The sequence below is a fragment of the Pseudomonas sp. MYb541 genome, assembly GCF_037479595.1.
Lineage (GTDB): Bacteria > Pseudomonadota > Gammaproteobacteria > Pseudomonadales > Pseudomonadaceae > Aquipseudomonas > Aquipseudomonas canadensis.
This window is the reverse complement of sequence record NZ_JBBGYS010000046.1, coordinates 14,258-26,635: the sequence shown is the minus strand read 5'-3', so window position 1 is coordinate 26,635 and position 12,378 is coordinate 14,258. Positions and strand designations below refer to the sequence as shown.

The 12,378-nt window shown below is 62.7% G+C and carries 7 protein-coding genes; 1 reads left to right on the top strand and 6 read right to left on the bottom strand.

The window, feature by feature from the left end; genetic code table 11:
• The first annotated feature begins 72 nt into the window (after positions 1–72).
• On the top strand, positions 73–297 hold the full coding sequence (locus WH299_RS24230) for a YgdI/YgdR family lipoprotein (RefSeq protein ID WP_028616108.1): 225 nt from the start codon (positions 73–75) through the stop codon (positions 295–297).
• 39 nt (positions 298–336) lie between these two features.
• Here WH299_RS24230 and WH299_RS24225 read toward each other — a convergent pair whose 3' ends face one another.
• The 6 genes from WH299_RS24225 to WH299_RS24200 form a co-directional block, all read right to left on the bottom strand.
• Positions 337–1,749 carry a polyurethane esterase gene (locus WH299_RS24225; protein ID WP_236320951.1) on the bottom strand — a complete coding sequence of 471 codons (1,413 nt, stop codon included), beginning with the start codon at positions 1,747–1,749 and terminating at the stop codon, positions 337–339.
• A gap of 88 nt (positions 1,750–1,837) precedes the next feature.
• A complete protein-coding gene (locus WH299_RS24220) occupies positions 1,838–4,948 on the bottom strand; it encodes an autotransporter domain-containing protein (RefSeq protein WP_339551499.1) in 3,111 nt (1,036 codons plus the stop codon).
• 43 nt (positions 4,949–4,991) lie between these two features.
• Positions 4,992–7,949 (bottom strand): autotransporter serine peptidase EprS, encoded by a 2,958-nt coding sequence (gene eprS, locus WH299_RS24215; RefSeq protein ID WP_339551498.1) that lies wholly within the window; start codon positions 7,947–7,949, stop codon positions 4,992–4,994.
• A 30-nt stretch (positions 7,950–7,979) separates the two neighbouring features.
• Complete coding sequence (locus WH299_RS24210) at positions 7,980–9,314, bottom strand: TolC family outer membrane protein (RefSeq protein ID WP_122726964.1); 1,335 nt, start codon at positions 9,312–9,314, stop codon at positions 7,980–7,982.
• A gap of 2 nt (positions 9,315–9,316) precedes the next feature.
• The gene (locus WH299_RS24205; protein WP_339497597.1) at positions 9,317–10,630 is read right to left on the bottom strand and encodes an HlyD family type I secretion periplasmic adaptor subunit; all 1,314 of its coding nucleotides are present in this window, start codon (positions 10,628–10,630) and stop codon (positions 9,317–9,319) included.
• Positions 10,627–12,378: a type I secretion system permease/ATPase gene (locus tag WH299_RS24200; RefSeq protein WP_339551496.1), complete on the bottom strand. Its 1,752-nt coding sequence runs from the start codon at positions 12,376–12,378 to the stop codon at positions 10,627–10,629. The genes WH299_RS24205 and WH299_RS24200 overlap by 4 nt, the downstream gene beginning before the upstream one ends.

The window sequence follows — 12,378 nt, the reverse complement described above, 5'->3', positions numbered from 1 at the left end:
GGTGAAGTCGATGGCGTAACATTTGTCGCCCGCGCCTCTGGCGTGGGACTTTTCAAGGCTAAGGTAAGGGTTATGAACATGAAGAATTTGGGTCTGCCACTGGTTGCACTCACTTTTCTGGTATTGGCCGGTTGCGCGACGCAAACCGTAGTGACGCTGCAAAATGGCACACAGTATTTGACCAAGGACACCCCAAAAACCAAGACTGCCGATGGCTTCTACGAATTCACTGATATTGCTGGCAAGCATGTACGGGTCAAGGCGGCTGACGTGGCCACCGTGCGCAAGGAAGACTAATGAATAATGGTGTGGGGGCCAGGCCCCCACACGCCTCCCTTACGCGATAACCATCCCCTCCCCCGACCAGCCACTCACGCCCACCAGCGTCACCGAATCCCCGCCAACACTGATCACCGTATCCCCACCGTGCTCACGGTAGTCCACACTCCCCTGCACATCCTTGAACACCAGCTTGTCCGTCGATTGATAGCCAATCACCCGGTCCTGGCCAAAATGCCCGCTGAACAGAAAGGTGTTGTGCCCGCTGTTATCGCGGATCGTGTCATTGCCCTTGCCGCCCTCGATAAAATCCGCGCCCTTACCGCCCTGGATCAGGTCATTGCCGTCGCTGCCGATGATGAAGGTGTTGCCCTTGTGCGGCTCGGCATTGCGGTTGAGATCCTGCACCCAGGTGTTGGCCCGCGCCGGGTCGGACAGGTTGGCGACGATCACGGTGGAGTCGCGGGTCATCTGCTCGTAGAAGCCTGACTCAAGCACCCGCGTCATGCCATCGCCGTAACCGGTGGGCAGGTGCGAAACCCAGGTCGGAAGATTGACAATGGAAAACGGCAGCACATTCCACAGCGTCGAGGCGTAGTGGTCGTTGAAGCTGACGATATTGTCGGTGGTCGACTCATGGGGTTTGTCGTGCACGCCCAGGGACGACAGGTTGAAGGACGAACCCTCCAGCGCACGGAACACCGGGTCATTCTCGTAGCCAATGTTCAGCACCTTGTCGCCGGCGCTCTGGGTGGGCGAGGCATAGGCCACATAATTGGCGTCCGTGTAGAACCCCGACCACTTGTTGTTGCTGAGATCGGCCATGCTATTGACCGCCAGCCCGCCCAGGCTGTGGCCGCTGACCACCACATCCTTGCCGCTCAGGCCATGGGAACTGGCGTAGTCGGCCACATTTTTGAGCAAAACACCGAAGGCTTCCCCGGTGTAATTTTTCGCGTAGTCCTTGGGGCCGAGCGCTGCCAGCAGGTCGCTGACCAGGTCACCGATGGAATCGCTGATCAAGGTTTCCCGAGGCCCCGAGGTGCCGCGAAAACCAATGCCGATTTCCAGCAACTTGCCGGCGTCATCGTATTTGCCCAGCACCTCGACCTGGGCCGTGGTGTAGCCCACCTTTTCGCCAAAGAAGGTGCCTCGCGCATCGACTTTGCCACCGTAACCCAAGGTGCTCGCACTGATCGGCGTCCAACCGGCGTTTTGTACCGCGTCCAGCGCGGCTTTTTCCGAATCCGGGTTCCATGGAATGCCGGGGATCACGCCCTGGGAGTCTGTGCTGCCCAGCAACGCGCCGACCAGCGTCGCCGGCAAGCCCAACCCCAGGCCGTTGTGCTGGTAACCCACGGCAAAGCCGTTATCCAGGTTGTGGTAGGAGTACAACGTGATCGCCATGGCATCGGCGAACAACGCTTTGGAGCCCTCGGTGCCGAGGTTTTTATAGTCAAAGATACCCATTGGTAGTGCCTCTCTTTTGTTGGAGTTGTAGAGAAAGCCAAACCTGCGGGCACCGGTGGCGCCGACACCCGCAAAGGTCGCTAAACCATCAGAACGCCCAATCCAGGCTCAAGCCCACGCCATGGACTTTTTCTTTGCTGGCCAGCAGGCCGTTGTAGTCAAAGTTGACCCGCGCATCCTTGCTCAGCGCAAGGCTGACCCGTGCGCCAACCAGCGCCGCGTCACGCACCATCGGCGCACTTTCCACCGTAAACGACGGGCCGCCCGAGGCAAATGCCAAGTGTTGCTCGGCATCGGTGCTGCTGAGGGTGTGCTGCCAGCCCAGGGTGCCGGATACCTCCAACTGCTGGTGGTCATTCACATTGAAGGTTTTCAAGGCACGCAGACCCAGCGTGCTCGACACCTGGTCGCGGGTGTCGTCGCGACTTTTCAGCGCCGCAGCGTCGCCTTTTTCGGTAAAGCCATCGCTGTCCAGGTGCACGTAGGCCAGGTTGGCGAACGGTTCCAGGGCCAACGGTTGCAGGTTGATGCGGTAGGCCGCTTCGGTGAATACCTGGGTGCTGCGCGCATCAACCTTGGCTTTCTGTTTGCCGGAGACATTGCCGTATTGCAGGTCGCGTTTCACGTCTGCGCGGTGCCAACTGTAAGTGGCGCCACCGCTCAGGCGCCAGGCGCCGATCTCATGCCCGGCATAGGCGCCGAAGTGGTAGCTGTCGACCGAAGCACGGGAATGCGTGCCGCTACCCATATTCAGTGACGTGTCGCTGTAACCCGCGACCAGGCCGATGCGCGTGGACTCGTCCAGTGCACCGTCCACCCCGGCGAGCATGCCGCCGATGGACGTGGTGTAGCCGGCTGTATCGCTGCGGCTGTCGGTCTTGCCCCAAGCGCCCAGGGCCTTGACCCATACGTTGCCACGACTGTCGAGCGTCTCGCTGGATACCCCCATCTCGCCATTGCGCAGGCGTTCGCCCACGGCTTCGCGCACATAGCGGCTGTCATTCACCAAAGCGGTTTCCAGGGCCGGGTAGATTTCTCCCGACAGTTGTTGGAAAGCACCTTGTGCCGACGCCGCATTCGGCGCCAACAGCAGGCTTTCATACACCGCGTTGCCGGCGCCCAATTGCTCGGCGGCAGCGGCCACGGCGCGCTGGTTGTCGGTGGCGCCCACGCTGGCAAAACTGTTGGCGTTACGTGCCACGTCCAGTTGCACGCCGTTGGCCGCGTAGTTCAGGTTGCCGCCGAGGAACAGGTAGTTGGGCAGCACCGCACCAAAGCTGCCGGTAATGCCACCCGCGGCTTGCAGGATGTTGTACTGGCGCCCGATCAGGCTTTGCGCCTGTGCGCCACTGAGCAGCGTCGGGCTGTTTTCCAGCGCGAGGGTCACCGTGCCGCCGTTCAAGGTCGCTGTGCCTCCCGCCACAATGCGGTCGCTGCTAGTGGGCGACAGCTCCACGGCATAGGTCGACCCGGCCTCAAACGTCACATCCCCTGCGACGTTCAAAGTGCCGATGGAATTGCCCGGTGCCACGGTGCCGCCGTTTTTTGCCAGCAACGAACCGATGCGGCCGGAACCCCCGACTACCCCGCTCTGGCTGACGGTAACGTTCGACGTGAGCGAGCCATTGATGGCCAGCAGGCCCTGATTGACCAAGGTCGGGCCGCTGTAGGTGTTGGTGCCGGTGAGTACCAGCGTGCCGATGCCCTGTTTGGTCAGGCCGCCGTGCCCGGAGATGTCATTGCTCCACAAGTCCAGCCCGCAATGCACATCGTTGCAGATTCGCTGAGTCGGCTTGCCGGCATCGACCACCGCGCCCACGCCCGGTAAATCCGCGACAAACTGTCCGCTGCCATAAGCGCCGTCGATGCGGAACTCGGCCGGAATGTCTTCGGCCGTGACAAACATTCCCGGGCCATTGATCGCCTTGCCCAGGTTGATCATGCCCCAGCCGTACAGCGAGTCGATGCCCGGCGCGCCGAGGTCCGTAGCGGTGGTCTTGAGCAGTGTCGAGATCTGGTCGCCGCTCATGTACGGGAAGCGCTGCATCAGCACGGCCGCACTGCCTGCCACGTGGGGCGCGGCCATGGACGTGCCGTTGAAGTTGGCATAATCGGTGGTGAGGTTATCCAGGCTGGTGCCATTGATGACGGAACTGTAGATCTTGGTGCCGGGCGCCGACACGCAAAAACTCGCCGCATAGCCGCAACGTGAGGAGAACGTACTGATCACATAAGGATCGGCGCTCGTGGTGTCCGGGTTCTGCTGCAACGCCGCGACGGAGAGCCAGTTGGGCGCAATTTCTGGCACAAAGTACGCCAGCCCGGAAATCGCGTCCGGATTGTTGCGGTTGTAGTCGTTGCCAGCGGCGAAGATCGTCAGCACGCCGCTGCGGGCCGCATCGATCGCGCCCTGGTAGGCGCCACCGGCAATGGTTCCGAGGATCGGCCGGATGTTGTTGAATTGTGCCTGTGCTTCGTTGACCGTGAAATTTGGAAACGCTGGGTCGCGCCCGCCCTTGGCGTACTGCTCACCAATGCCGATGCCCCAGCTGTTGTTGATGATCCGCGCACCGCTGGCGACCAATGCGTCCCAGCCGGCCTTGTACACCGCGCCATCGTTGCCGAGGATGATGCCGTCTTCCGGGCCCGGGTCACCGTTCTCGGCGCTGATGATTTGCGCATCGAAGGCCACGCCGTGCATCGGCCCGCCATCGCGGTTACCCGCTGCAATCCCGCCGACATGGGTGCCATGGTTGCCCAGCTTGCCGTTCGAACCGAGCGACGGCGTGCCGTCGTAACGAAACGCATCGCCGGCCTTCACCGGGATGTACGGGTCGGTGTACTGACGGATGCCCTCGGTGACAATCGTCACCACCTTGCCAGGGCTGGCGAACTCCGGATGCTGGGCGTACACCGGCTGATCGAAGATCCCCAGCTTGACGCCCTTGCCGGTGTAGCCGGCGGCGTACGCGGTATCGGCATGCACGGCGCCCAGGCCCCAGTCGGCCTTGAACTCATTGCTGCGCCAACTGGCGGCATCGCCCAGTTTGCCGGTTTCCACATAGGGTGCGGCCTGGGCGGTTCCCAGGCTTGCCAGGCAACACAGCAACGCACCGTATGGCGCGCTGCGGCTGGCCTTGAGCGGGTAGCCCAAGGCGGTCTGGATGGCGGTAGTTAACCCTGACTTGCGTGTTTTCACGGTGACCTTCCTTAGTTTTCTTATTGCACATGTGTAAATCGCTTCAGAACTGCCAGTTGAGGCTCAGCCCCACCCCCTGGGTTTTCTCCCGGCCACCCCATTGGCCGCTGTAATCAAGGTTGACCCGTGTGGCCGGGCTCAGCGCCAGGCTGGCCTGCACACCGACCAGCGCGGCATCGCGCAGCAACGGCGAACTGCGCACGGCAAATGACGGCCCGCCTGCGACAAACGCCAAGTGCTCTTCGGATTCAACGGCGGTGAGGCTGTGCTGCCACCCCAGCGAACCGGAGAGCTGCAGCTGCTGGTGGTCATTGAGGGCAACGGTTTTCAGGGCACGCACGCCAAGCGTGCTGAGCACGGCGTCCCGCTGATCGCTGCCACGTTCCAGGGCCGCGGCATCGACTTTTTCATGGAACCCATCACTGTCCAGGTGCACATAGGCCAGGTTGGCGAAGGGCTCCAGTGCCAACGGTTGCAGGTTGATCCGGTAGGCCGCCTCGGTGAACAGTTGCGCCGTACGCGCCTCCAGCTTGGTTTTTTGTTTGCCACTGACAGCGCCGTATTGCAGGTCGCGCTTCACGTCACCGCGATGCCAGCTGTAGGCGCCACCGGCACTGACGCGCCAATCGCCCAGCTCGCGCCCGGCGTACGCACCGAAGTGATAACTGTCGATGGACGCCGAGGAATGCGTGCCGCTGCCCATGTTCAATGAGCTGTCGCTGTAACCGGCGACCAGGCCCACACGCGTTTGCTCGTCCAGCGCGCCATCGACGCCGCCCAACAGACCACCGAGGGATGTGGTGGAACCCGCCGTCTCACTGCGGCTGTCGGTCTTGCCCCAGGCGCCGAGTGCCTTGAGCCACAGGTTGCTTTCAGCGGCGACCGGCACCTGGCGCAAACGCTCGCCCACCGCGTCGCGCAGTTGCAGGCTGTCGTTGATGAGCATGGCGCCGATCGCCGGGTAGATTTCACCGGACAACTGCTGCAAGCCTTGTTGCGCGACCGCAATGGAGTCCGACTGCAGCAGGCTTTCGTACACCGGGTTGCCCGCGCCCAATGGCTCGGCGGCCGCGGCTACGTTGCGTTGGTTGCGCGTCGCCGCGACGCTGGCGAAGGTGGCGTCATTGCGGACCACGTCCAACTGCACGCCGTCGCTGGCATAAGCGAGGGTGCCGCCAAGGAATAGATAGTCGGGCAACACCTGGCCAAACTGACCCTGGATGCCGCCAGCCGCCTGGAGGATGCTGTACTGGCGACCAATCAGGCTTTGTGCCTGTGCGCCGCTGAGCAGGGTCGGGCTGTTTTCCAACGCCAGGCTGACGTTGCCGCCGCCCAGGATCGCCTTGCCGCCGGCGACGATACGGTCGCTGCTGGTAGGTGTAAGTTCCACCGCATACGTCGAACCTGCCCCCAGGTTCACGTCGCCCGCCACCTGCAAGGTGCCTACGGAGTTGCCGGGTGCCACACGGCCGCCTTGGTTGACCGACAGCGCGGCAATCCGACCGGAGCCGCCCAGGGTGCCGCTGCTGTTGACGGTCACCGCAGACGTCAGCGACCCGTTCACCGCCAGCAGCCCGCCGTTGACAGTGGTCACCCCGCGATAGGTGCTCGCGCCGCTGAGTACCAGCGTACCCGCGCCGGACTTGATCAGGCTGCCTTCATAGATCCGCGTCGCGGCCGCCTGATCGCGTGCCGTGCCGATGGCGTAGTCCGTTTGGTCCTGCTGGCTGGCGCCGGCGCCCACGCCGTTTTGCCAGCCCTTGTCGATCAGGGTCTGCTGCCAGGCGCCGTGCTCGGCAGTGTCTTCGGCCTGGCGCTGCAGCAAGGCCTGGTCGGAGATACCGTTACTCCAGACATCGCCCTGCCCGGCCGCGAGGCTGACGTTCATCGGTCCGAGTAACTGCCCCGGGCCGTGCATCGCCCGCCCCAGGTCCGGTACGCCCCAGCCTACGCTGGTGGTGGGCGCCTGGGTGATGGAACCATCGAGCTGCGTGGCGGTGGTCAACAACACCTGCAACGCCTGCTCGTTGGTCATATAGGGGTAGCGTTCCATCACCAGTGCCAACGCGCCGGTAGCATGGGGCGCCGACATCGAGGTGCCGGACTTCACGCCGTAGCCGCCGTCGGGAATGGTGCTGTTGATCAACGCACCGGGGGTGGAAATGCACCAGTATTTGGCAATGCCACACTGGTTGTATTTCTGGTTGTTGGCCTTATCCAGCCCCGATACCGCCAGCCAGTGCCCTTCCAATTCCGGCTGGAAATACGGCAACGCCGAGCGCACGCTGGCATTCGCGTAACCACTGTTGCCGGCGCTGAAGACATTGATCACACCGGCCTTGGCCACGTCCGCCGCCGCATCCAGCCAAGTGCCCTGGTTGTAGTGTTGGGCGTAGGCCGCGTGCAGGTCGCCGAGGGTCCGGTAACTGACGTCCTTGGGCTGGCTGCCCCAGCTGTTGTTGATCGCCCGCACACCGGAATCCACCAGGGCGCTGTACACCGCCTTGAAGTATTTGGGATCAGGCGTCGGACCAAACAGGAAGCTGTCGTTGGCGTTGGTATTACCCACGTAGAGTTGCGCGTTGTACGCCACGCCGTGCATGCCCACGCCATCGCGGGCGGCGCCCATGGTGCCGGTGACATGGGTGCCGTGAGAGTCGTTGTTGGGGTTAAGCGCACCCGTGGTGCTGAAGGGAACGCCGTCCACGTAACTGCCGCTGGCGGTGACCGCGTGATAGCGGTCTTTGGAGGCTTCCGGGTGATTGGGATCGAAGCCTGAGTCCAGCGCACCGATCTTTACCCCGCTGCCGGTGATGCCGGCGGCGTAGGCTTCATCGGCCTTCATGCGCCCAAGCCCCCAGTCACTCTGGAACTCGGTGGAGCGCCAACTGGCGGCGTTACCCGGTTGACCGGTCTCGGTATAGGCCGCCTGCGCCGCAACGGACAACAGCAGCAAGGAACCGGCGGTAAACGGTTTGAAACGGGGTGAATCGGTGATCATCGAAACCATCCTTATTGTTGTTATGGAGGCTTACTTCAGGGGGCCGAACGCCTCATCGACCTTCGCCAGGTCGGTGTCCCGCAGGTTGCCGGCGTAGTAATGCAACTTGGTCCAGGCCATCAGGTAGTCATAGCGCGCTTGCGCCAGGTCGCGGCGGGTGCTGTAGAGCTGCTGCTCGGCGTTGAGTGCATCGAGGTTGACCCGCTCGCCACCGAGGATGCTTTGCTGGGTCGACACCACCAACGCCTCGGCCGACACCAGCGCCTTCTGATACGCACGCAACTTGCTCACCCCCGACAAACAGGCACTGAACTGCCGGCGCAGCTCGATCAGGGTTTCGCGGGTCTTGCCTTCCAGTTCGTACTCGGCCTGCTCCATGGCACGGCTGGCCTGGCGGGTGGAGGCCGAGATGCCGCCACCGGCATACAGCGGCACGCTGACTTCGACGCCGATGGTGTTGGTGTCATAGCGCTGGTTGTAGGTGTTGCCGCTGTCAGACTCCTGCTGACGCGAGCTGGCATAGGCCGTGACCTTGGGCAAATGTCCGGCGCGGTTGCGCTCCACTTCATAACGCGCCACTTCCAGGGCCTGGCGCTGCGAGGCCAGCGTGGGGTTGTTGCTGATCGCCAGTTCGTGCCAGGTGTCATAGTTGGCCGGGGTCAGGGTGAAGGCGGCAAAGCCCTGGTTCAGTGGCGCCAGGTCATTGATGTTGACGCTCTGCACGCCAATCAATGCGCCCAGCTCCCGCAGGGATGCGTCCTGTTCATCCAAGGCCTGGATCTCTTCGGCGGTGGCCAATTCGTAACGGGATTCGGCTTCCAGAATATCCGTGCGTGTGCCCTCGCCTTGCTGGAACAAATGCTGGTTCTGCTGGAACTGCTGCTCGAACGCCTTCTTCTTCGCGCGGGCGATGTCGATCTGGTCCTGGGCGAACAGCGCCTGGGTGTAATAGGTCAGCACCCGCACCAGCAGTGCCTGGCTCTTGTCGCGAAAGCTTTCATCGGCAAACAGCGCCTGGGCCACGCCTTTGCGGTAGTTGGCGTAGGCCTCGTAGTCGAACAGCGGCTGTTGCAAGCTGAAGGTGGAGCCGTAACTGTTGTAGTTGCGGTCGTCGTGATAATTGCCGCCGCGCCCATCCGGCAAGGTGGCCTGGGAATTGTTGCGGCCCTTGTTGTAGTTGTACGAGAGCTTCGGCAACAGCCCAGCGCGGCCGATGGCGCGGTTTTCCAGGCCGGCGTCGCGCTCCTTGATGGCACCGAGGAACACCGGATCGTTACGCAAAGCCTGCTCGTACACATCGAACGGCCCCATGGCGGCCTGGGCACTCGCGCTGGTCAACAGCAAGGCGATAAACACGTGCTTCATGTCTATTCCTCGGTCAATGCGGAGCCGGCGCGGTCGAGCAGCGGCTTGAACAGGTAATTGAGCAGCGAGCGCTCGCCGGTGCGCACGAACATCTCGGCGGGCATACCCGGCTTGATCACCAGCCCGTGAAGTTTTTCCAACGCCGCTTCGCTCACCGTAGTGCGCAGCACGTAGTAGGCCGCGCCGGTTTTTTCATCGAGCATCTGGTCGGCGGAAATCAGGCTGACCTCCCCCGGCACACGCGGTGTGCGGCTTTGGTTGAAGGCGGTGAACAGAATGTCGACCGGCAGGTGCGTGCCGACCTTGTCGACCAAATGCACCGGCAAACGCCCTTCCACTTCCAGGCGCGTGTCTTGGGGCACGATCTCCAGCAGGGTTTCACCCGCGCGGACCACGGCGCCCTCGGTGTGTACGCTGAGATTGACCGCGATGCCGTCCGCCGGGGCGTTGATTTCGCTGTGTTGCAGGTCGAACCCGGCCGAGGTGAGTTGTTGTTCCAGAGTCAGGCTACGCAGTTGTGCGTCGGCCAACTGGCTGCGTACTTCCTTCTGGTATTCCTCACTGTGCTGTTGCAGTTTCAGCCGTGATTCGAGGATGCCCTGCTCTACCCGGCCACTTTCGCCGGTGTTTTGCGCCAGGTCCTGTTGCACCTGGGACAACTGCCGTTGGTAGTCCATCAGCCGATTGCGCGGGATGTAGCCGTTGTCGGCCAAGGGTTGCAGATTGCTCAGTTGATCACGCAGGGACTGCGCCTGGGCGGTCAAGTCGCTGCGGGCGCGGCGCATGCCGCCCAACTGCGCGGTGGCGCCGTCGATATTGGCGCGGATACCGGCCTGCTCACGGGCAAAGGCTTCGCGACGGCTGCTGAACAGTTGGCGCTGGCCTTCCAGCACCAACGCCAGGGCCGGGTCGGGATTGGCGCTGAGTTCGGTGGGAAAGGTGATGCTGGCCTGATTGTCACGTTCACTCTGCCAGCGCGCCACACTGGCCCAGGCCATGCGGTACTGGGCTTGCAGGGACTGCACGTCGGCCTGGTGCTGAGTCTGGTCGAGACGAAACAGCGGCTGGCCTTGCTTCACCCACTCGCCCTCCTTCACCAGAATCCGGCTGACCACGCCGGGGCTGAGGGTTTGCACCGCCTTGCGCTTGCCCGACACCACCACCGTGCCCTGCACCGGAATGCCTTGGTCCAATGGCGCAAGGCTGGCCCACAGGAAAAAGCCGCCAGCCCCGACCACCGTCAGCAACCAGCCCATGCGAGCGAAGAAATTGGCGTCGTGTTCTTTGAAGCGTGGTTCAACAGTGATGCTGCTCATGCGCCTGGATTCCTTCCGGCCTGGTACTGACGACTGAAACTCACGCCCGGTCTCTCCTTGGGCGGCTCCTGCTGTCCGGACAACGCCCGCAGCACTTCCTGGCTCGGCCCGAACGCCTGCAAATGCCCTTCGCTGAGCACCAGCAACTTGTCGGCCTGGGCCAGCGCCGACGAACGATGGGTGACCAGCACCACACTGCTGCCCTGGGCTTTCATCTGCACGATGGCACTGGCCAGCGCGGCTTCGCCGACGGTGTCGAGATTGGAATTGGGCTCATCCAGCACGATCAGGCGCGGCCCGCCGTACAGGGCGCGGGCCAACCCCACTCGTTGTTTCTGGCCGCCGGACAGGCCGCCGCCGTTGTCACCCAGCACCGTGTCGTAGCCCTGGGGCAAGCGCAGGATCAGTTCATGCACGCCAGCCTGCTGCGCCGCCTGCACCACCTGCTCGGGGTCAGCCTCGCGAAAGCGCGCAATATTGTCGGCAATGCTGCCGCTGAACAGCTCGATGTCCTGGGGCAGATAGCCAATGTGGGGGCCGAGGTCGTCGCGGTCCCAGCGATGAATGTCCGCGCCATCCAGGCGCACCGTTCCGGCCAGCGTCGGCCAGACGCCCACCAGCACACGGGCCAGGGTGGATTTACCGGAGCCCGAGGCGCCGAGCACACCGAGCACTTCGCCCGCGCCCAGGTTGAAACTGACTTGATGCAAGGTCGCCATCCGCCGCCCAGGCGGGCCTGCACTGACCTGTTCAAAGCTGACCTGGCCTTTGGGCGGCGGCAGCTTCATCTGCTCGACTTCCGGCGGAAATTCGCGCAACAAATCATCCAGCCGCTGGTAGGCCAACTTGGCCGAACTCCATTGCTTCCACACCGCAATCAACTGGTCGATGGGGCTGAGCACCCGGCCCATCAGAATGGAACCGGCGATCATCATCCCGGCGGTCATATCGCCTTTGATCACCAGCAACGCCCCCAGACCCAGCACCAGCGATTGCAGGCACAGGCGCAGGGATTTGCTCAAAGAAGTCACCACCGAGCCGGTGTCACTCGCCTGATTCTGCAAGCCCAGGAACTGCGAATGCACCGCAAACCAGCGCTGGCGCAGCGCACCAAGCATGCCCATGGCCTGGATCGTCTCGGCATTGTGCAAGTGGCTGGTCGCCAGTTGCGTGGACTGCTGGGAATAACCACTGGCCTCGCCCAACGGCTTTTTGGTCAGGTATTCGTTCAGCCATGCGAGGGCGATCAACAGCACCGCGCCCGCGGTGGCCAGCACACCGAGCCACACGTTGAACAGGAAGATCACAAACAGATAAATGGGAAACCACGGCGCGTCGAAAAACGCGAACAACGCAGGCCCCGTGATGAATTGGCGGATATGAGTCAAGTCGCCCAACGCTTGCCCGGCATGCCCCTGCCCGCGTTGCAGGTTGCGCTCGAACGCGGCCTTGTACACGCGCAAGTTGAAACGCCGCTCCAACTGGCTGCCGATGCGGATCACGATAAAACTGCGGATTACCTCAAGCGTGCCAATAAACGCAAAGAAGCCCACCACCATCAGCGTCAACATCACCAGGGTGGTTTCATTCTGGGAGGACAGCACGCGGTCATACACTTGCAGCATGTAAATCGACGGCACCAGCATCAGCAGGTTAATCAATGCTGTGAAACAGCCAACACTGATCAACATGCTTTTGTATTCACCCAGCGCCTTGAATAAGGGCGCGACGGCATGGGACTTCGCCAT